Origin of the sequence: Staphylococcus capitis subsp. capitis (assembly GCF_040739495.1) — a bacterium.
GTDB classification, from domain to species: domain Bacteria; phylum Bacillota; class Bacilli; order Staphylococcales; family Staphylococcaceae; genus Staphylococcus; species Staphylococcus capitis.
On sequence record NZ_CP145263.1, the window covers coordinates 1,460,213 to 1,482,653 of the forward strand.

Annotated in this window: 18 protein-coding genes and 3 pseudogenes; 2 read left to right on the plus strand and 19 right to left on the minus strand. The window is 32.7% G+C overall.

Annotated elements, in window-relative coordinates:
- Positions 1-40: 40 nt before the first annotated feature.
- The gene (gene cls, locus V6C74_RS07345; protein WP_016898124.1) at positions 41-1,513 is read right to left on the minus strand and encodes a cardiolipin synthase; all 1,473 of its coding nucleotides are present in this window, start codon (positions 1,511-1,513) and stop codon (positions 41-43) included.
- A 60-nt stretch (positions 1,514-1,573) separates the two neighbouring features.
- Positions 1,574-1,771: a hypothetical protein gene (locus tag V6C74_RS07350; protein WP_002433822.1), complete on the minus strand. Its 198-nt coding sequence runs from the start codon at positions 1,769-1,771 to the stop codon at positions 1,574-1,576.
- Between the two features lie 317 nt (positions 1,772-2,088).
- Here V6C74_RS07350 and V6C74_RS07355 point away from each other — a divergent pair, with 317 nt between their 5' ends.
- Complete coding sequence (locus V6C74_RS07355; RefSeq protein WP_002453143.1) at positions 2,089-3,114, plus strand: low specificity L-threonine aldolase; 1,026 nt, start codon at positions 2,089-2,091, stop codon at positions 3,112-3,114.
- A 107-nt stretch (positions 3,115-3,221) separates the two neighbouring features.
- On the opposite strand, the gene V6C74_RS07360 is transcribed toward V6C74_RS07355, so the two are convergent.
- The 8 genes and pseudogenes from V6C74_RS07360 to hflX all read right to left on the minus strand — a co-directional run bounded on the left by V6C74_RS07360 (position 3,222) and on the right by hflX (position 9,284).
- A complete protein-coding gene (locus V6C74_RS07360) occupies positions 3,222-3,623 on the minus strand; it encodes a DUF4355 domain-containing protein (protein WP_016898123.1) in 402 nt (133 codons plus the stop codon).
- A pseudogene (locus V6C74_RS07365) lies at positions 3,599-3,698 on the minus strand (hypothetical protein); the annotation flags it as partial. The pseudogene V6C74_RS07365 and the gene V6C74_RS07360, both read right to left, overlap by 25 nt.
- 87 nt (positions 3,699-3,785) lie before the next feature.
- A pseudogene (locus V6C74_RS07370) lies at positions 3,786-4,036 on the minus strand (hypothetical protein).
- A 426-nt stretch (positions 4,037-4,462) separates the two neighbouring features.
- A pseudogene (locus V6C74_RS07375) lies at positions 4,463-4,722 on the minus strand (minor capsid protein); the annotation flags it as partial.
- Positions 4,723-4,800: 78 nt separating this feature from the next.
- Positions 4,801-6,141 (minus strand): type I glutamate--ammonia ligase, encoded by a 1,341-nt coding sequence (gene glnA / locus V6C74_RS07380; RefSeq protein WP_016898122.1) that lies wholly within the window; start codon positions 6,139-6,141, stop codon positions 4,801-4,803.
- Positions 6,142-6,160: 19 nt separating this feature from the next.
- Positions 6,161-6,529 carry a MerR family transcriptional regulator gene (locus V6C74_RS07385; protein ID WP_002433929.1) on the minus strand — a complete coding sequence of 123 codons (369 nt, stop codon included), beginning with the start codon at positions 6,527-6,529 and terminating at the stop codon, positions 6,161-6,163.
- Positions 6,530-6,792: 263 nt separating this feature from the next.
- A complete protein-coding gene (locus V6C74_RS07390; RefSeq protein WP_002453138.1) occupies positions 6,793-8,031 on the minus strand; it encodes an aminotransferase class I/II-fold pyridoxal phosphate-dependent enzyme in 1,239 nt (412 codons plus the stop codon).
- Between the two features lie 17 nt (positions 8,032-8,048).
- Positions 8,049-9,284: a GTPase HflX gene (gene hflX / locus V6C74_RS07395; protein ID WP_002453137.1), complete on the minus strand. Its 1,236-nt coding sequence runs from the start codon at positions 9,282-9,284 to the stop codon at positions 8,049-8,051.
- Between the two features lie 111 nt (positions 9,285-9,395).
- On the opposite strand from hflX, the gene V6C74_RS07400 reads away from it, so the two are divergent.
- The gene (locus V6C74_RS07400) at positions 9,396-9,872 is read left to right on the plus strand and encodes a glutathione peroxidase (RefSeq protein ID WP_002453136.1); all 477 of its coding nucleotides are present in this window, start codon (positions 9,396-9,398) and stop codon (positions 9,870-9,872) included.
- Positions 9,873-10,144: 272 nt separating this feature from the next.
- Here the strand turns inward: V6C74_RS07400 and hfq are convergent, their stop codons facing one another.
- From hfq to mutS, 9 genes are all read right to left on the minus strand, one after another.
- Entirely contained in the window at positions 10,145-10,384 is a 240-nt protein-coding gene (gene hfq, locus V6C74_RS07405) for an RNA chaperone Hfq (protein ID WP_002453134.1), read from the minus strand.
- Complete coding sequence (gene miaA / locus V6C74_RS07410; RefSeq protein ID WP_002453133.1) at positions 10,338-11,336, minus strand: tRNA (adenosine(37)-N6)-dimethylallyltransferase MiaA; 999 nt, start codon at positions 11,334-11,336, stop codon at positions 10,338-10,340. The genes hfq and miaA overlap by 47 nt, the downstream gene beginning before the upstream one ends.
- Before the next feature lie 4 nt (positions 11,337-11,340).
- Complete coding sequence (locus V6C74_RS07415) at positions 11,341-12,276, minus strand: alpha/beta hydrolase (RefSeq protein ID WP_002453132.1); 936 nt, start codon at positions 12,274-12,276, stop codon at positions 11,341-11,343.
- Positions 12,277-12,525: 249 nt separating this feature from the next.
- Positions 12,526-14,199, minus strand: a complete 1,674-nt coding sequence (locus tag V6C74_RS07420) for a glycerol-3-phosphate dehydrogenase/oxidase (protein ID WP_002453131.1) — start codon at positions 14,197-14,199, stop codon at positions 12,526-12,528.
- Positions 14,200-14,374: 175 nt separating this feature from the next.
- On the minus strand, positions 14,375-15,874 hold the full coding sequence (glpK, locus tag V6C74_RS07425; RefSeq protein ID WP_002453130.1) for a glycerol kinase GlpK: 1,500 nt from the start codon (positions 15,872-15,874) through the stop codon (positions 14,375-14,377).
- Between the two features lie 148 nt (positions 15,875-16,022).
- The gene (locus tag V6C74_RS07430) at positions 16,023-16,841 is read right to left on the minus strand and encodes an MIP/aquaporin family protein (RefSeq protein WP_016898121.1); all 819 of its coding nucleotides are present in this window, start codon (positions 16,839-16,841) and stop codon (positions 16,023-16,025) included.
- Between the two features lie 311 nt (positions 16,842-17,152).
- The gene (locus V6C74_RS07435; RefSeq protein ID WP_002453128.1) at positions 17,153-17,686 is read right to left on the minus strand and encodes a glycerol-3-phosphate responsive antiterminator; all 534 of its coding nucleotides are present in this window, start codon (positions 17,684-17,686) and stop codon (positions 17,153-17,155) included.
- 13 nt (positions 17,687-17,699) lie between these two features.
- Positions 17,700-19,667, minus strand: coding sequence for a DNA mismatch repair endonuclease MutL (mutL, locus tag V6C74_RS07440; protein WP_016898120.1), 1,968 nt, complete (start codon positions 19,665-19,667; stop codon positions 17,700-17,702).
- A 15-nt stretch (positions 19,668-19,682) separates the two neighbouring features.
- Positions 19,683-22,292 carry a DNA mismatch repair protein MutS gene (gene mutS, locus V6C74_RS07445; protein WP_016898119.1) on the minus strand — a complete coding sequence of 870 codons (2,610 nt, stop codon included), beginning with the start codon at positions 22,290-22,292 and terminating at the stop codon, positions 19,683-19,685.
- Positions 22,293-22,441: the final 149 nt, after the last annotated feature.

The window sequence follows — 22,441 nt, forward strand, 5'->3', positions numbered from 1 at the left end:
TCCTCGCTCTTACGAACGAGGATTGTACTAAACTATCATTTTATAAAATTGGTGAAATTAACTTGGCTAAATCTTCTTTAAATTTAATTGATAGTGGACGTTGTTCATATTTTTCTTTAGTAAGAAGTTTTGATTTTTTCACGTCTTCTTCAAAAGCATGACGTAATTGTTGTGCAATTTCTTTGTCGTATACAAAGGCATTAATTTCAAAATTTAACTCGAAACTTCTAAAGTCCATGTTTGCACTACCTACAGATGAAACTTCATCATCTATCATCAGTATTTTAGAATGTATAAATCCATTCTGATACGTATAGATATTTACACCACTATCTAACAAGTCAGCTGCATTTGAAAAAGTAGCCCAATATACAAACGGATGATCGGGTTTACATGGAATCATCAAATTAACTTCTACCCCACTGTTTGCTGCCATTTTTAACGCATTAATGTACGATTGATCTGGTATAAAGTAAGGACTTTGAAGATAAATTGATTTTCTTGCACTCATTATCATTTTTGTATAACCATATTCTATTTGGTGAAGATCGAACGCTGGTCCACTCGAAGCAATTTGTAATGCTTTATTTCCTTTTTCTCCTGTCTTTTTAGGGAAATATTTTTGATCATATTCAAACTGTGGTCGATGTGCTTGTGAGTTCCAGTCTAGAATAAATCTTATTTGCAATGCATCAATACTGTCACCTTGCACACGCAAATGTGTGTCTCTCCAATAGCCTAATTTACCTAAGCCTAAATAATCGTCACCTATATTAAAACCACCTACATAGCCAACTTGACCATCTATGATAATAATTTTTCTATGATTTCGGTTGTTCATTCTGAAATTTACAATAGGTAGTTTAGATGCAAAAAAGGCTTCAACCTCTCCACCTAAAGACTTAAATTTTTTAAATTTAGCCATATTCACTTTTTTCGAACCTACATCATCATATAATAGTTTAACTTCTAAGCCTTCTTTAAGTTTAGTTTCTAACGCATCGATAATACGATTTCCAAGACCGTCTAATTCAAATGTATAATACTCAAGGTGAATATAATCTTTAGCATTATAAATATCTTCGATCACTTTATCAAAGAGTTTATGACCATCAGTAAATAATTCGATGTTATTATTTTCAGTTAGAAAAGCATCTTGTTTCATTAATAACATTCGGATTAAATCATGATGTTTTGTAACTTGGTCGTTTGGAGAATTAAAATTTAATTTTTCAAAGCTATTCGCTTGTGCTTTAACTAAGTCTTGGAAAGCATCTAACTCTTTTCCGTTATTTTTCTCTAGTTTTTTCTTAGAAACAGTACGACCTAGGAATAAGTAAAGGATGAACCCTACTATTGGTAATAAGAAAAGTACAAATAACCATGCCCACGTGGAACTTGCACTTCGTCTGTCCTTTTCCAAGAATATGATAATAAAAGCAAGTATCAAGTTAACGATAAACCCTAGAACTAATAAAATCGCTAAAATAGTACCAAAATATCCTAAATTCATGAATGTTAACTCCTATATGTATTTCCACCTAAATCATCTCAAGTGGATATTTCTCTTATATTATTCTTTAGTAACTAAAGTTACTATTGCATTATAATCTTCTTCGATATTTGGAAACTTTCGTTCCTCAATCTGTTTAATAGTGATATTTAATAAGCTATATGCACTACCCTCATCTGACTTTAGAAAATCATTTACGCTTTTTTCCAATCTTTCAATAGAATCTTCTGTAAATGTTTTAAATTTTATTTGTTGCATAAGGCACATTCCCCTTTCTTTATGTTGATTAAATGATAGAACTTTTCATATAAAAATTCAATTATTACAGAAACAATTTGTTTAATTACCACTTATTTAAATAGGTTGCTCGGAATATATTTTAATTTTAGTTATGATGATGTATAATAACAACATTCGATTGAATATTCAGAATTATCTATCTTTTGATTTATTTATTAGTTTATATTTTCTTGTTAACTATCCCTAATACTAAGAATTTATTTTCTAATAAAGGTGAATCATCAAGATGCGTAGAATGATATTGAAGATTGGATTTAACTTAGGAGGGAAAGTTAATGATTTCATTTGAAAATGATTATTTAGAAGGCGCGCATGAGAAAGTACTCAAACGACTTATTGATACAAATATGGTTCAAGCTGCTGGTTACGGCTTTGATGAATTCTCAGCACAAGCGGCTGATAAAATAAGGGAGACTATCAAGTGTCCTGAGGCAACGGTAAGATTTCTGGTTGGTGGTACTCAAACAAACCAAGTGGTTATAAATTCTATGTTGAAAAGTTATGAAGGTGTGATATCAGCAGATACGGGACATGTGGCAGTTCATGAAGGTGGCGCCATTGAATTTAGTGGTCATAAAGTTTTAGCCATACCATCCAGTGAAGGTAAAATATCAGCCGAGGGTGTCGAAGCTTACTTAGAAACTTTTTATAGTGACTTTAAAAGAGAACATATGGTATTTCCAGGGATGGTTTATATTTCGCATCCCACAGAATATGGAACGTTATATACGAAAGAGGAATTAAAAAGCTTAGCCAAAGTTTGTCGTAAACATGAGATACCATTATTTATGGATGGCGCTAGACTCGGTTACGGGTTAATGAGTGACAATACCGATGTCACTATTGAAGATATAGCTAAGTACTGTGATGTCTTCTACATTGGTGGTACTAAAATAGGTGCACTGTGTGGTGAGGCAATCGTATTTACTAAGAACAATGAGCCGATAAACTTTACGACAATTATTAAACACCACGGCGCTTTACTAGCTAAAGGTCGATTAACTGGCATCCAATTTTTAGAGTTATTTACAGATGAGTTATACTTTAAAATTAGTAAACATGCGATTAATATGGCTAAGAAAGTTAAAAATGGATTTTTAGAAAAAGGATACCAAGTCTATTATGATTCACCCACTAACCAACAATTCTTTGTACTTAGTAACGATAAAATAAAAGAATTAGAGAAGAAGGTTAAATTCGCAGTGTGGGAAAAATATGATGATAATCACCGTGTCGTCAGATTTGCGACAAGTTGGGCGACTACAGAAGAAAATGTAGAACAGTTGTTGAAGCTAATTTAATATTTTTAATTTTAAGAGATTTCGTCTATTCTTAATTTTACTTTGAAAATAAAAGGTAAATTGGCTAAACGATGTATGAATACGGCGAAATCTTCTTTATTGATGATTCAACATTTTTTTGTTTTTTCAGCGTTAAAGTTGACTAATACATTACCAATTTGATCATTAAAATTTTGCACACCAAATTCATTAAGCATTGAACGAGTCTCATTTTTCATTTGAGATAAAGCCTTTTCTGCTTTAAGTTCTTCATTCTCTTTCAAAAGCTTTTCGATCTCATATTGACTCTTTTGATCTTTATTCATTTTGGCCAGTTTCTCAGCTTCTTGAATTGCATACTTAATACGTTCATCAGATTTTCTTTTTTCTCTAGCTAAACGATCCTTAATCATTTGAGATACTTCTTCTTGAGAGAATGTTTTCTCTTTTTGTTGCGTTTGTTCATGAGTTGTTTCTAAATTGTCATTGTGCTTCGTTTCTTCAGTTATATTACTTTGATTGTTCTCCATGAGATATACCTCCGTTTATAGTCTGTCGACTGCGTATTCCATACTTGCTTTTATAACGTCATCAGTACGTTTTGGATATAAAAAATAACCTTCCGCGGAAGGTTAAAAAAGCGTATAAAAATAGCACCACTTTCTATTTATAAGGGTAGAAAGGATGCTATTTTAATACCAAGCAACTAAATATTCACTTGGAAATTCATTTTTGCTTATAAAATATCTAATAGCTTGAAATGCTTTGTTCCTATATATCATATAATCTTTTAATATTTCATCTTTAGATAATACAAAATCAATAACCTCTGAATTTTTTTATTTAAAGTTACTATTCCTTTCCCCTTTTTTAAATCATCTTGTGGCAAATATTCATAACTAATTATTCGCTCATCTTCTTCTATTTTATTTAGTGTTAATATTGGTCTCACCTTATTTACTAATAAAACTTGCATAATCATACTTTTTCTAAACATAATTATGTGCTTTTATATATGAATAATTATACTTATTCATTAAATAGTGTTCAATAACTTCATGACGTAATAATATAAAATCTTGCTCTTTTATATTTTTTCCTTCTCTTAAACGTTGCCAACTTAAAGCTATATTAAAGTCGGGGAAAAATTTATCTCTTTTATTTCCTAATTTATAGATGTTTTCAAATAAATGTTCATAAACTCTTTCTATTAATTTTTGATTATATCCAGTATTATTTGATATTACTTCAATTTCTCTTTTTTATTTCTATTTAATACTGACTTATAATATTTCATTGCATGCTTATCTCTTTTTGAATGATAAGGATCATTGATGTCGTTTAATGCTCCTGCCTTACGTACTAAACTCTGTTTATCTTCTATCTGATACTTACCTTTACGCTCAGTAAAGAATTTATCCCGCCAGTTTCCCATTTGTGGCACTGTAGTACTTCTACACCAAGGGTGCATAGGGGGTGCATTAATGCCAGGTGTCATATCTTTTATTTTAAATACTTTGCCGTTAAAGAGTGACAAATTTTAGATGTTTTCTTGTCTATTTTAGCCACATATTTATATTCGCCATCTTCACCTAATTCTTTTAGATAAGTAAGCTTCTGTGATTCAGCCTAAAACATAAAAAAGAGCTGAGACAGTTTCGTCTCAGCTCTGACCCCTATTGTGGTTCCCCTGTTTTGTTTAGCGCTTTAGTATTGTTTTATGTACTGTTCGCGTTCCCATTCAGAAACTTGAGTACGGTAATAATCCCATTCAATAGATTTAGAGTTAATAAATTGATTGTAAATGTGATCTCCTAAAGCGTTTTTAATTGAAGAATTTTCACGCATTGATTTTAACGCAGTATACAATGTTGATGGTAAGTCTTGGATGCCAACTGCTTCTCGTTCTTCACGATTCATTTCGTAGATATTTTGATTTACTGGTTCAGGTACTTCTAGTTTGTTTTTGATTCCGTCTAACCCTGCTTCAAGGATTGCTGCTAGAGCCATGTAAGGGTTAGCTGCAGGGTCAACTGAACGTACTTCAATACGCGTTGATAATCCTCTTGAAGAAGGCACACGTACTAATGGAGAACGGTTTTTACCACTCCAAGCGATATAACATGGTGCTTCGTAACCTGGTACTAAACGTTTATAAGAGTTTACTAGAGGGTTACATACTGCAGTGAATCCACGTGCATTTTTAAGAACACCTGCTGTAAATTGATAAGCTGTTTCTGTTAATTGCATTTCGCCATTTGGATCATAGAAAGCATTTTCTTTGCCTTTAAATAATGAAACGTTAAAGTGCATTCCGCTTCCGTTAACACCAAATAATGGTTTAGGCATGAATGTCGCATGTAAATTATGTTTACGAGCAATAGTTTTTACAACAAGTTTGAATGTTTGAATATTATCACAAGCTGTTACAGCGTCTGCATATTTAAAGTCAATTTCATGTTGACCAGGTGCAACTTCATGGTGACTTGCTTCAATATCAAAGCCCATATCCTCTAATTCTAATACGATATCACGACGACAATTTTCACCTAAGTCTGTAGGTGCTAAGTCGAAGTAACCACCATCATCATTGAGTTCTAATGTTGGTTCACCTTTTTCATCTAATTTGAATAAGAAGAATTCTGGTTCGGGCCCTAAGTTGAAGTCTGTGAAGCCCATATCTTCCATTTCTTTTAAAACTCGTTTTAAGTTCGCACGTGGGTCGCCTTCGAATGGAGTACCATCTGTTTTAAATACATCACAGATTAAACGCGCAACTTTACCTTGTCCAGCTGTCCATGGGAATATTACCCAAGTATCTAAATCTGGATGTAAGTACATATCAGATTCTTCAATGCGTACGAATCCTTCGATTGAAGAACCATCAAACATCATTTCATTATCTAAAACTTTTTCTAATTGGCTAACTGGAACCTCTACGTTTTTAATTGTTCCTAAAATATCAGTGAATTGTAATCTTAAATATCTAACATTTTCCTCTTCAGCAAACTTACGAATATCATCTTTTGTAAAACTACGTTTTGGCATGGTTTGAATCCTCCAAATTTTATTTAATAAATCTTGATAAGTCACCACGATTTATTGGCAATGTTTCGCTACGCGGTTTCTGCGTTGCATCTACAATCATTCTTTTTCTAGTCTCTTGTTCGTCTGTCGATAAGTGATCTTGGTCATCAAAAATGATTTGTTTGATACCTTTGATATTAAAACCTTTTTCAATTAAAGATTTAATTTCTAAAAGTCGATCCAAATCATTCATTGAAAATAACCTTTTGTTACCTTCAGTTCTTTCAGGTGTAATGAGTTCATGTGTCTCATAGTACCTAATTTGTCTTGGACTTAGTTCAGTTAATTTACTCACTACACTCATAGAGAATACGGCCATGTTACGTCTGATTGAATCGTTAGACTGCACTTGAACCTCTCCTCTACTTTTGAACTTGTCATTAATTTAGCATAGTTTTATCGATATTACAAAAGTATGTAAGGTTTTCTAACACAATATGTTAAAAGCCTGTCACATCAATATTTCGACCAATAAAATTAACGCTAAATATCTAATTAATTTCAAGCAACAACTTATATTTTCTAAAATAATTTTATAATTTTCTGACAAAAAGTTCAAATAAATACAAAAACTCTCTAAACCTTTGACTATTTAGAGAGTTTAATAATTATTTAAATTAAGTTTTGTTTACGTAATTGAGTAACTGCTCGTGTTACAGCTAATTTAACATGTTCATAAGTAAGTCCACCTTGCACATATGCCTCATATGGTGGTCTAATAGGACCGTCCGCTGATAATTCGATAGAAGAGCCTTGTACAAAGGTACCAGCAGCCATAATAACATCATCTTCATATCCAGGCATATAACTCGGTTCTGGACTAAAATGTGCATTAATAGGAGAAGCATGTTGTATACTTTGGCAGAAAGATATCATTTGTTCTTTCGTCTCAAATTGTACAGTTTGAATCAAATCTGTACGCTTCACATTATATTTAGGTGTCGTTTTCATGTTTAGCTTTTCAAGAAGGAGACTAGTAAACAATGCACCTTTCAAACTTTGACTTACTACATGAGGAGCTAAAAAGAACCCTTGATACATTTCTTGTAAAGAATTCAAAGATGCTCCCGCTTCTTTACCGATACCTGGTGCAGTTAGGCGATAACCACATCTTTCAATTAAGTCTTTACGTCCTGCAATATACCCACCTATCTTAGCTAGGCCACCACCAGGATTCTTAATAAGTGAGCCTGCAATTATGTCAGCCCCTACTTCAATAGGTTCTTTATCTTCTACAAATTCTCCGTAGCAATTATCTACAAATATAATGACATTCGGATGCTGTTTTCTAATTGTCTCAATCGCCTCTTCAATTTCATTTACCGGAATTGATGGGCGTTGATCATAACCTTTTGAACGTTGAATAGCGACGACTTTCGTTTTCTCATTTATAGCAGTTAGTACAGATGAAATATCAATTTTACCATTATTTAATTTAACCTCGTTGTAATGCACACCATGTTCTTTCAAACTTTCTATACCATTTCCATTCACACCTATCACTTCTAGTAAAGTGTCATATGGACTGCCAGTGATATATAATAACTCATCACCATATTTCAAAGTACTTTGTAGTGCTAGCGTAATTGCATGGGTACCTGAAATGATTTGTGGTCTAACAAGTGCATCCTCAGCTTTAAATGTGTGAGCGTAGATTTCCTCTAAATGATCTCTGCCGAAATCATCGTATCCATATCCAGTAGATCCTTGCAAATCACTCTCAGTAGCTTTGACATGGTGAAATGCGTTTAACACTTTTTCCTGATTGTTGAACGCAGTTTGCTCAATATCTCTGAAGAACGGTGCTAAAGTCGTTTCAACTTCTTCAATTAATTTAGTCATTTCTTCCATGATTGTTTCTTCCTTCTTTATTTTTTATAACCTTTAACACTATAAGTCTCACTTTCTTCATTAAAATGAAGTTCTTCGACTAACGTGTTTTGCTTTAAAAAGTACAATCGATTAGCATTTACACTATCAACTGTTTCTTCGTAATAGTTTAAATGACGTTTAATCTCATCAATCATTAAGTTTTTTACTTTATCTTTATCATTTTCATCACGACTAGAAACAAATACATATGGCGATTTAGCAACTGGAGACGCTTGTGCTTCTGTGCATAAATCTTTTTTATTGAAAATTACAGCCTGAGGTATTTGATCCATATTTAAATCATTAATGATTTGATTAACTGTATCGTATTGCGTACGGTGTTCAGGATGACTTGCATCTACAACATGTAATAATAAGTTTGCATCTTTAGCTTCTTCAAGCGTAGATTTAAATGCAGCAACAAGTGTTGTAGGTAACTTCTGAATGAAACCTACTGTATCTGAAATAATGAGATTAAACCCTTCATTTATTTGTATTTGACGTGTTTTAGGATCTAATGTTGCAAAGAGTAAATTCTTTTCATAAGTTTCTTCATTTGCCAAAACATTAAACCATGAAGATTTCCCAGCATTCGTATAACCTACTAAGGCCACTTGGAAAACTTGATTTTGTTCTCGTTTATTTCTATATCTTTCACGATGTTCAACTACCGATTGTAATTGATGTTTAATTTCATTCATACGAGTTCTTATATGGCGTCGATCCATTTCAAGTTTTGTTTCACCTGGACCTCTTGTTCCAATGCCACCACCTAAACGTGAAAGACTCTTCCCATGACCTTGTAATCGTGGTAAAAGGTAATCAAGTTGTGCAAGTTCAACTTGTAATTTACCTTCTCTACTTCTCGCTCTTAAAGCAAATATTTCTAATATCAATTGGGTTCTATCGATGATTTTTATGCCCAAATTATCATTTAATGTTTTAGATTGTGCGGTCGTTAGCTCATCATTTGTAACGACAACATCTATATCGTGAAATTCGATGAAAGCTTTAATTTCTTCTATTTTACCTTTACCGACATAATATTTATGATCAAATTGTTCTCTATTTTGAGTAATTTGTCCTTTAACATTTAAACGGCAAGTTTGAGATAGAGCTTCTAATTCTTCCATAGTAGAATCAAAATTAAATTGATTATCCGTTTGAGCATGTACACCGATTAAAACAGCAGTCTCTAATTTTTTTTTAGTCTTATGTGGTTGCTGAGCCATGATATACATCTCCTTTTAAAAAGTTACTCAAAACATTCTATCATAGAGTATAAACAAAGACTATACAGTTAAATTATGTTAAATTTGAGGTATATCGAAAGGGTGATAAATATGGAAACAATTTATGATTTCGTAGTACAAAAAAATAACGGTGAAAATTATAAATTAGAACAGTATAAAGGCGATGTAATGCTTATTGTAAACACTGCTAGTGAATGTGGTTTCACTCCACAATTTGAAGGATTACAAAAGTTATATGATAATTATAAAGATAAAGGATTTATCGTCTTAGGTTTCCCTTGTAATCAATTCGGCGGACAGGAACCCGGTTCAGGAGAAGAAGCAGCTCAAAATTGTAAAATTAATTATGGTGTTACTTTCCCGATTCATGAGAAAGTAGACGTTAAAGGCGATAATCAACATCCATTATTCCGTTATTTAACTGATGCTGCAAAGGGTATGTTAAATGAAAAAATCAAATGGAATTTCACTAAATTCTTAGTTGACCGTCAAGGTAATGTCGTTAAACGTTTTTCTCCTCAGAAAAAACCAGACCAAATCGCAAGTGAAATTGAAAAATTATTATAAATAAATATTAATTGAGTGAGAGTAATAAAAACTATAATCACAATGAAAAATGCTTCATGTAATGTGTAAAAATTGAAATTAATACTAACTTCAATCACCACATTACATGAAGCATATTTTTTATTACAAACATTCCCTTGATTTGTTCTAAAGTGCTTATGTTTTAAAACATTATCTTCAATACTTAAATGTATTTCATTGATTAGCAAAACCAGTGATTAGTTTTTACTCTTCAACAAAATGGCGTTATTAATGCACTTTGATTACAACTTCTATTCTTCACTTTTTTCTTCAGATGATTCTTCTGTTTCAGTATCAACTGTAAAAGTGCTGATCGCATGTTTGTAAATCAGATGTTGTTTGCCTTGAGAATTTAAACTTACAACGTATTTGTCAAAGTCTTCAATAACACCTTTCATTTGAAAGCCGTTTAAAAAGAATACAGTGACCTCAGTTTTGTCTGCTTTAAAGTTCTCTAGTGCTTGATCTTGGATGTTTTCGTTTGCAATCATGTTTAGAACTCCTTTTATTTATTTGGGTTGTAATCTCATCTAACATCATCTGAAGTGACATTTTTTCTTTATCTAACCAAAGAACGTCCATTTTATTTTTAAACCAAGTTAACTGTCGTTTCGCGTACTGACGTGAATGCTGCTTAAGTTTTTCTATAGCGTCCTCCATCTGTAAATGACCTTTTACTACAGGAACGAGTTCTTTATATCCAATTGCTTGCATACTTTGACTTGATTCAAAACCTTGTTCTACGAGGTCTTGCACTTCTTTAAATAATCCGTGACCCAACATAATATCGACACGTTTATTTATTTTAAAATATAATGTTTCGCGCGACATTTCAATCCCTAATAATAATTTATCATAATTTTCAGTAAATTGTTGCACTTTCTTGCGAGAACTTAAAAGTTTTTTTGTTTTTAAATAGTATTCTATCGCTCGAAGTACTCTTTTTCGATTATTTGGATGAATATCTTCTGCAGAATCACTATCAAACGAAGCTAAATACTGATGCAAGTCTTCATTATTATACTGTTCTAATTCTTCAAGTTGCGCTCGAACTCGTTTCATTTGTTCTTCTGAAATTGTTTCATCTTCAAACGCATAATTATAGAGTAATGATTGTATGTAAAGACCCGTTCCACCAGCTATAATAGGTAATTTACCTCTATTTGTAATATCTTCAATACATACCTCTGCACGTTTTTTAAATTCAAATGCCGAAAACGATTCGTCAGGTTCTAAAATGTCTATCATATGATGTGTGATGCCGTCCATCTCATCTCGTGTTACTTTAGCTGTGCCAATATCCATATTTTTGTATACTTGCATTGAATCACCACTAATGATTTCTCCATTAAACTTTTTGGCGACTTCAATACTTAATTCAGTTTTACCTGATGCAGTTGGCCCAACAATAACAACAAGAAATGGCTTTGGTTGATTCGTCATTTAGTTATTCACTCACTTTATTTTTCTTTAAAATTTGCTTCTCTATCCACTCAAACATATGTTGCCATGTCGTTTGATAATCATCTTCGAATAAAATTTCATGTCTTTTATTTTTATATAGCTGAACAGTAATGTGTTTAATACCTGATTTTTTATATAATTTTCCTAATTGTTTAATTCCTTTCCCATAATCACCAAATGGATCTTCTTTTCCTGAAATTAATAAAATAGGCAATTGTTTATTGAGCTTATCTAGACATTTAGGTTCTATTGTTAGCATCATAAATTTTACAGTTTGATAAATCAACTGGTTAGATACTTTAAATCCACAATATTCATCTTTAACAAACTTCTCTACCTCATCGCGTCTTGTAGATATCCAATCACTCTCAGTCAAAGGATTATCTATTCGTTTGTTGAATGATTTGTTAACTAATTTATTTACCCAATTCACTCGACGGCGTTTCCCTAATATCATCGTAACCAGTTTTAATGCAAATGTCGCCGGAACACCCTTCCATTTAGGGAACATACCAGTCCCAGTTAATATGAGGCCATTAGCGAATTCTGGGTATCTCATTACGAATAACCTTGCAATAATAGAGCCCATAGAATGTCCTAGTACAACATAGGGAACATTGAGTTCAGCGCCATATAAAGTTTCCACTATCTCATATGCATCATCAACGATTTGAGACATACTTTCAAAGTGACCACGTTCAACTTCATCAATATCTTTACCATGACCACGATGATTATGTCGTAGCACATCATAACCTTGAATATTTAACGCATTTACTAGCTCATCATAGCGGTCCATATGTTCAGCCATACCATGAAAAAGATGGACAATACCAATAGTATTTTTCTTCGCTTTATCAACTTTAACTTCTATCATTGTTCCATCTTCAACAGTAATTTTAAATTGACTTTGACTCACAACATATGCCCCCAATCTTTCTAACTTTTAACTTACGTCCAGTTCAATATGCGCTTTTGAACCATTTTATAAATAATATACCGTGTGACATTCATGTAATCAAATCGTTTGCATAATATCATTACTTATTTATTTTTGGAAAATGATAGCACAAATCGCAAATAAAAAACTACCCATGAATGAAAGCAAGCGCCAACATTCACAAGTAGTTTAATAGATATTCATTCAATTCATTTTAATTCAACATGATTATTCTTTAACTGCTGGTTGATTGTTTCCAGTACGTGCTTGATCAATTGCTTCTTCCACTTCTTTAGTGTAAGCCTCTTTTTGAGCATCTGAATAGTTAAGCATGTCAGCCATAACATCAATAACAGCATCTTTATAATCTAAAACATCTTGAATATTGAAGTATAGTTTACCTGAACGACGTACTAAGAAGTCAGTTGGTTTATAAACCATTTCTTGTTGGATACCGTAAACTAATTCTACATAAATTTCTAACGGTAAGTTATTATCTTGTTGTTGAGCAGTTTGAGCAATATTAAATAATTGATCTACGTTAGAACCGTATTTGCTAGCTAATCTACGTGCAACATCTTCTTCAATACCAAATCCTTTGGCTGCGTCAACTTTTTGATCAACAAAGTGTTGATAGTTTTTACTACCGCCTACGTCACCACCAGAGATTTTAAGATATTTAGTTGCACATGGTTCAAATTTAAGTCCATGTTCTTGTTTTAAACGTTTAGCTAATAAGTCAACAATATCTAGTGCCATATGACGATAACCTGTTAACTTACCACCTGCAATTGTAAGTAGGCCTGATTCGCCTTCCCAAACTTCATCTTTACGAGAAATTTCAGATGGATCTTTACCTTCTTCTAAAATTAATGGACGAACACCTGCCCAAGTTGATTCGATATCTTCATCTTTAACATTTACACTTGGGAACATGTAATTAATTGCATCAATAAGATAATCTCTATCTTCTTGTGTAGTTAATGGTGTAGCTTTTTCATTATCATAGAAAGTATCAGTTGTACCAACATATGCTTTTCCTTCACGTGGAATAGCGAAAATCATACGACCATCTTTCTCAGTATCGAAATAAACTGCTTGGCCTAATGGGAACTTAGATTGGTCGATAACAACGTGAACACCTTTAGTTAAACGTAGTTGTTTATTATTACGTGCGTAGTCACCACTTCTCACTTCATCAACCCATGGGCCTGAAGCGTTAATTACTTTTTTAGCTTTGATACCATATGTTTCTCCGTCAATCATATCTAATACTTCGATACCATTCACTTTTTTATTTGAATCATAAGTGAAGTGTTCTGAACGCGTATAGTTAATGATTTCAGCACCTTTTTCAGCTGCTTTTTTCATAACTTCAATAGTTAAACGCGCGTCGTCAGTACGATATTCAACGTAATAACCGCCACCTTTTAGGCCTTCTTGTTTAACTAATGGTTCTTTATTTAATGTATCTTTTCTAGATAACATTTTTTTACGTTCAGATTTTTTAACACCAGCTAATCTATCATACATTGTTAAACCGATAGCTGTTGAGAATTTACCAAATGTACCACCTTTATGCATTGGTAAAAGCATCCATTCAGGTGTAGTTACATGTGGACCATTTTCATAAACAATTGCACGTTCTTTACCTGTTTCAGCAACAACGCCAACTTGTAATTGTTTTAAATATCTTAAACCACCATGAACAAGTTTAGTAGATCTAGAACTTGTACCTTGTGCAAAGTCTTGCATTTCAACTAATGCTACTTTCATACCGCGGTTACTAGCGTCAAGAGCAATACCTGCACCTGTAATACCACCACCGACGATAACAACGTCATATTCATTTTCTCTTAAATTTTTCTTGATATGATCTCTTTTCAATGTAGATAATGCCATTATCTAACGCCTCCTAGAAATAAATAAAAAACGAGACACCTATCCCACAAGAACATTTAATTGTTTTGTACGAACAGATCTCTCGTTTCTCGATTTTCTTATTAACTTAACTAAAGTATACCACATTTAAGAAAATCAAATCCATTTAAAGCTCATCTTTTCTTAAAATTTTGTCTTAATCTTCTAATTTGAATACTTGAGTTGCTTCAACAGCCTTTTTCCAGCCTTTATATAACTTAGTGCGTTGTTCATCTTCCATCTTAGGTTCAAATTCAGTTTCAAGCTTCCAACGTTCTCTAATGTCTTCTTTATCGTCCCAGAATCCCACAGCTAAACCTGCTAAGTAGGCAGCACCTAAAGCAGTAGTTTCTTGAATTTCTGGTCTTTCAACTGCTGTATTTACGATATCAGCTTGGAATTGCATTAGGAAATTGTTTTTAACAGCACCGCCATCGACACGTAAGTTTTGAACTTCAATAGAGGAATCTTTTGACATTGCTTCCATAACGTCACGTGTTTGATAGCATAGTGATTCTAATGTCGCACGGATGAAGTGTTCCTTTTCAGTACCGCGAGTTAATCCAAAGAATGCGCCTCTAGCATCTGAATCCCAGTAAGGCGTACCTAGTCCAACGAATGCTGGTACCATATAAACGCCTTCAGTTGAATCTACACGTGAAGCGTAGTTCTCAGTTTGAGGTGCAGAATTAATCATTCTTAAACCATCACGTAACCATTGGATAGCTGAACCTGAAACAAAGATTGAACCTTCTAGCGCATAGTTAACTTTGCCATCAATACCATAAGCAATTGTTGTTAATAAACCACTTTCAGATTTAACCGCTTCTTCACCTGTGTTCATTAACATAAAGCCACCTGTACCGTATGTGTTTTTAACGTCACCACGATCGAAACAAGCTTGACCAAATAATGCAGCTTGTTGGTCACCAGCAATACCTGCGATAGGTACTTCTTGACCAAAGAAGTGATAATCAATCGTTTTAGCATATATTTCGCTTGATTCTTTAACTTCAGGAAGCATTTGTTTAGGAACATCTAAAATGTCTAATAATTCATCATCCCATTTTAAATCATGGATATTAAACATTAAAGTACGACTAGCATTTGTATAATCAGTGATATGAGCAGCTTTACCTGATAATTTCCAAACTAACCAAGAGTCGATAGTTCCGAATAACAAGTCACCATTTTCTGCTTTCTCTCTCGCTCCATCAACATTATCTAGAATCCATTTTACTTTTGTTCCTGCGAAATAAGGATCAAGTAGTAAACCTGTTTTATCTCTAAATGTTTCTTCATAACCTTTATCTTTTAATTCAGTACAAATATCTTGTGTTTGACGTGATTGCCAAACTATCGCGTGATATATTGGTCGTCCAGTATTTTTATCCCAAACCACTGTTGTTTCACGTTGGTTAGTAATACCGATACCTTCAATTTGTTCAGATTGAATATCATTTTCGTTCATAACTTCAGCCATTACTGAAAGTACTGAAGTCCAAATTTCATTAGCATCATGTTCTACCCAACCTAAGTGTGGAAAATGTTGTTTAAATTCACGTTGAGAAACACCTTTAATTTCTCCATCTTTATTAAATAAGATTGCACGTGAACTTGTCGTTCCCTGATCGATTGATAAAATATATTTTTCCATAGGTTTTGACTCCTTTTGATGTGATTAATAATAAGCTTTATAAAGTTGGTATTTTAAATCTATTTATAAAGTATCAACCATTATATCTATACACATAATCGAGAAATTTTAATCCCGATAATTATAATTATCTAATATATCATAGCAATTAGTAAATTGATTCAATGTCGTCTTTTTTTGAAGATTTATTTAAAATCAACCCTAATACTAGAGTGATTACGACTACTAAAATTCCAACAGCACAACTTACATTGAATGTTTGTTTATAAAATACTTCGTAAATGACAGCACCTAGCATACCACCAGCAATAGGACCTAATACTGGCACTATAGCATATGACCAGTTAGATTTACTCTTTCCTGCAATTGGTAAAATTGCATGTGCAATACGTGGGCCTAAGTCACGAGCTGGGTTAATTGCATAACCAGTAGGACCGCCTAAACTTAAACCAATAGCTACAATTAAAGCTCCCACAATCAGTGGGTTTAATCCGTCAGCAATTTTATTTACACCAATGAATAGAATACCTAATGTTAATGCCATAGTACCGATAATCTCACTTAAAAAGTTAGCGAAATAATTTTTGATTCCAGGTGCTGTAGAGAACACGCCTAATTTAACGTCATGTTCTTCAGTAACTTTCCAATGTGGAAGATACATTAACCAAACGAGTGCACCACCAACGATACCGCCTAACATTTGGCAAATGATATATCCTGGTACTTGAGCCCAACTAAATCCACCATCCATGGCAAGAGCTATACTTACAGCTGGGTTTAAATGCGCGCCTGAGAATTTACCAACAGCATAAGCACCCATTGATACGGCAAGACCCCAACCTGCTGCGATAACAATCCAGTCAGCGTTGTTGCCTGCACTTCTCTTCAAGTTGACGTTTGCACACACGCCACCCCCGAAAAGAATTAGGATCGCAGTTCCTAAAAATTCTGCTAAATAAGCATTCATATAAATTCCTCCCAAAAAACAGAGAGACCCCTACCATAGCGATATTAAGCTTGTAGAAATCTCCCAGTCTCTGTTCTATTATTAACTTTTAAACTTGATATAATTTTACTATTGGGTTGTAAGCGTTGTCAATAACTTTGTAAAATAATTGTCATAATTAGTATTTAGATTTATAAAAATAATGAGCAAATGTTATTGATATCCAAAATACTTTTTAATTATTTTAGTGTTATTGTTATTTTTTTATAAAAAAGTGAGTTGCTTAAAGAATAAAAATTCTCCTCAAACAACTCACAATTTATAATGATTTACTACCAAAGCTTTTGATAGCTTGTAGTGACATATTTAGCTCCACTTGAGATAGCTTCTTGAATTTCCTCTTCATCATTGATTAATCCGCCCGCAATGACAGATGTTGAAGTTTCTTTTTGAATTTGATTCACTGCTTTACTCGCTATACCAGGTAAAACTTCGACAAAATCTGGTTCAACTTTTTTAATTAACTCTATACTTCTCGTAAGTGCTTGGCTATCAATAATAAACACTCTGAATATCGTTAAAGTATTTAATGATTTGGCTTTTCTAATAACTTTTGTTTTGGTGGAAACAATACCTTTAGGTTGATATTGTTGAATAATATATTCACAAGCAAATTCATCATGGCTCAACCCTTTAATTAAGTCGATATGAATATAACACTCTATATTATTTTGCTTTAGTAACCCCATTATACTCTTTAGATGACCAATATGCATATCTAATAATACACAAGCTTTATAGTTCGTCTTCGTTAATCTTTCAAGATCTCTCATGTTTCTAATAGCTGGTAAAATATTTTCTTTCAAGATAACAGCTCCTCTACATCACTCGTTTAAATAGTTTCTCTAGTTCATAGTTTGAAAAATTAATTATAATTGGTCTACCGTGCGGACACGTAAACGGATCTTCTGCTTCTCTTAGTTGATCAATTAAATCTGACATTTCATTATTTTTTAAATAATGATTGGCTTTAATTGATTTCTTACAAGACATCATAATCGCTGCGTCTTCTCTAATCTTCTTCACATCTACCTTTTTATTGTCTAAAACTAACTCAATCATATCTTTAATGATTTCCTGTGCTTCAGCTTTAGGAAACCATACTGGATAGCTATTTACAATATAATCATGACCACCAAAATGCTCTAAGTGAACGCCCACTTTATCCAATTCATCTTGATATTGATCAATAATCATTTGCTCATCTTTTGAGAAATGGAATGTTAAAGGTATAAGTAAATTTTGAACTTCATTAGATACTTCTCCAATTTTATCTCTGAAATATTCATACTTTATTCTCTCTTGGGCTGCATGTTGGTCTATCATAAACATACCATTTTCATTTTGCGCAATAATATACGTTCCATGTACTTGGCCCACAACTTCCATGTATGGTACGCGACGTTTAGGATTTTGACTCACTGTACCTTTGATATCTCCCTCGTTGTTAGAGGTTGATTCAGAATTGGAGAGATCATCATCTTCCATATCATTAAGTATGTCTTTTTGAATTTGAGAGTAATTATCTTCTCCGGAACGTTGTATATTATGAGAGGCATTTTCTTGCTCTTCATCTTGGTTAGACAAACTAATATTTGTATTTTGATAATTATTAATTCCTTCTCTAATTTCTGAATCATTAGTATTGTTAAAATGATCTTTAGATGAAAAGTGTTCTGATGGGTCCCCATTTTGTGCTACTTCAGAATTCCTTTTTTCAAAATCCATTTTTTGTTGTTCAAATGATTCAAGAACTTTATTCTTTCTTGGTGTACGGTCTAAATCATTTTGCGGAATCAGAATTCTATCTTTAAATGCCTCTCTAATTTTTTCAACTATTAAATCATATAACTGTTCCTCTTTTGATAAACGAACTTCTAACTTAGTTGGATGTACATTAACATCAACTAGGATAGGATCCATTTCAATGTTAATGTAGCAAATTGGATATCTACCGATAGTTAATAAGGTATGATACCCTTCCAAAATAGCCTTGTTAAGAATAAAGTTCTTAATGTATCTACCATTAATAAAAATTGAAATATAGTGTCTGTTACTTCTTGAATGTTCAGGCTTTGCAAAGAAACCTTCAAGGTGATAGTCACTCGTATCTCCTGAAACATGTACTAAATCTTTAGCAACTCTCATTCCATATATTTCTGCCATCACTTCATTAGTACGCCCTGAGCCATTTGTACTAATTAATGTTTTGCCATCAGACACTAAAGAGATTCTAATATCCGGGTGACTCATCGCCATTCGGTTAACAATATCAGTTATTTTGCCCAATTCTGTATAAAGACTTTTAATATATTTTAAGCGCGCTGGAGTATTGTAAAACAAAGATTCAACTAATATATCTGTACCTTTTTTAGCTTTTGCTGGTTTACGATTTATTATTTCACCGTTTTCAGCATAGACTTCGAAACCATTTTCATTATCTGTACATGTCTTTAATGTCACTTTAGAAACTGATGAAATACTGGCTAACGCCTCTCCACGGAATCCTAGTGTTCTGATATGGAATAAGTCATCATCAACATCTAATTTGCTCGTTGCATGTCTATGGAAGACTAGACTCAAATCATCTTGCTCAATACCTGAGCCATTATCAACAACTCTGATTGAAGCAATACCTGATTGTTCCACTTCGATATTTATCTCAGTAGAATTTGCATCAATCGCGTTCTCTAATAATTCTTTAACTACAGAACTAGGTCTTTCAACAACTTCTCCAGCTGCAATTTTGTTAGCTAATGAGGTTTGTAATTCTTTTATTTTTCCCATTTCTTACACCTACCTCTATCTTAATTGATTCTGTAACTCACTTAATTTCACAAGTGCTTCTATAGGCGTCATGTTGGATAAGTTTAAATTCTTAATTTCTAATTCTATTTCACTTTGTTCATCACTATTTTCAAATAAATCAAATGCAGCTTGTTCAAATGAATCGTTAATTTTTGTACTTTTCTCATCTTTGTTATGTTCATTATTTGCATTTTCATCATCTGTATGATGATTTGGTAACTCATTAGGCATAATTTGATTAGAAGGTTTTTGTTCAAATTCATCTAATATTATTTGAGCTCGACTTATTACTTCTACCGGTAAATCAGCTAACTTAGCTACTTGAATACCATAACTATCATCAACGGCTCCATCTTTGACTTTATGTAGGAAGATAAGTTCTCCTTGATATTCATTAGCAGCCACATGTACATTTTTTAAACATGGCAACATTTGATCTAATGAAGTTAATTCATGATAATGCGTTGAAAATAATGTTTTAGCATGAGAAGTTTGTGCCACGTATTCTATCATTGCTTGTGCTAGAGCAAGCCCATCATAAGTTGAGGTCCCTCTACCAATTTCATCAAAAATAATTAAACTATTTTCTGTAGCATAGGTTAATGCTTTTTGTGCTTCCAACATTTCTACCATGAATGTACTTTTACCTGAAACTAAGTCATCCGCTGCACCGATTCTAGTGAAAATTTGATCAAATATAGGTAGTATAGCAGAATCACAAGGTACATATGCGCCCATTTGAGCCATGATACTAATAATGGCTACTTGTCTCATGTAAGTTGATTTACCAGACATATTTGGCCCTGTAATGAGATAAATAAATGTATCATTGTTTAAACTACAATCATTTGGCACATAATCATTATGATCCATAACTCTCTCAACTACGGGATGTCTAGAATTTTCCAGATGTAAAGTTTTATCATCACTGAAAGATGGTCTTACATAATTATATTTTTGGGCAATTTCAGCAAAACTTTGAAGACAATCTAATTCAGAAATAATTTTAGCTTGTTTTTGTAACCTTTCAGTGTAAGTTTTGATATGCTCACGTAATTTAACAAATAATTGATATTCTAATTCAATCGCCTTATCTTCGGCACCTAAAATGATATCCTCTTTTTCTTTCAGCTCGTCAGTTATAAAACGCTCTGCATTGGATAATGTTTGTTTGCGATTGTACCCATAGTCACTAGGTTCAAACCCTTGCAAATTAGCACGTGTTATTTCAATAAAGTAACCAAAAACTTTATTAAAACTTATTTTAAGAGACTTGATACCTGTGCGCTCACGTTCTTTAGCCTGTAATTCTGCTAGCCAAGTTTTACCATTTTTAGAAGCTTCTAAGTACTCATCTAGTTGTTCATTGAAACCTGTCTTAAATAATCCGCCATCTTTAACTGAAATCGGGGGTTCTTCTACTAAACTTTCTTCTAATAATTCTAAAAGATCATCTAATGGCTCAAGCTCATTGAATTGAGTAGTAGTTTGAGCATCTAATTCGTTAAGTAATTCTTTGATATGTGGAATTTCTGATATAGAATGTTTTAGCTGAATTAAATCTCTTGCATTCACATTACCGTAACTAACTCTACCTACCAATCTTTCTATATCATAAACTTGATTTAAATAATTACGTAATGTATCTCTTTCGATAAAACGATTAATAAATTCTTCTACTATATTTAATCGATCATTAATTTGATCTTTACTAATTAAAGGTCTATCTACCCATTGCTTTAATCTTCTAGCGCCCATTGGTGTTTTAGTTTCATCCATTAACCATAGTAAAGTACCTTTTTTGGATTTGAGTCTAATACTTTCTGTTAGTTCAAGATTACGTTTGGCATAGAAGTCCATCTTCATGAAATCAACAGCAGCATATTGTACAACTTCTTCTATATGAGATAGATCTCTTTTTTGGGTATGATGAATATAATCTAATAATAATTGTGCAGATTTATGCATGAGATGATGAGTAAGCTTATTTGTATCATATTGTTCATCTGATATACACTCACGTACCGTAATTGTTTCTGTAGTCATGCTAATTTGGCGTTTTAGCTCATCAGATAATTCTTCATTAACGACAATTTCATTTGGATTTATCGTCGTAATTTCATTTAACAATGTCGCTTCATCTTGAAAATGAGTAGACTTAAATTCACCAGTAGAAACATCACAATAACTAAGTGCTAATTCCTCACCCTTTACAAAGCTAAGGATGTAGTTATTTTGTTTCTCGTCAACTCCGCCTTGTTCCATAACTGTACCGGGAGTAACAATTCTTACAACTTCTCTTTTAACCATGCCTTTAGTTTGTTTAGGGTCTTCCATTTGTTCACAAATCGCTACTTTATACCCATTATTAATTAAGGTTTCAATATAACTATCTGCCGAATGATATGGTACGCCACACATAGGAATTGGATTTTCTTTTTTAGCATCTCTTTTAGTTAAGGTAATTTCAAGAACTCTTGATGCTTCTTTAGCATCTTCAAAGAACATTTCATAGAAATCGCCGAGTCTAAAAAATAACAAACAATCATCATATTCTGATTTTATTTTTAAATATTGTTGCATCATTGGTGTTACATTCGCCATTTCTATTTTCACAACCCTTATTTATAAATATTTTTTTATTAATATAATTTTTTACGTACAGTTTTAACTCATACATTTTAACATATAAATATGTAACTCGCTTAATCAAAAAGTGTATAAAAAAGTACGCTCTAATATGAGAAATAAAC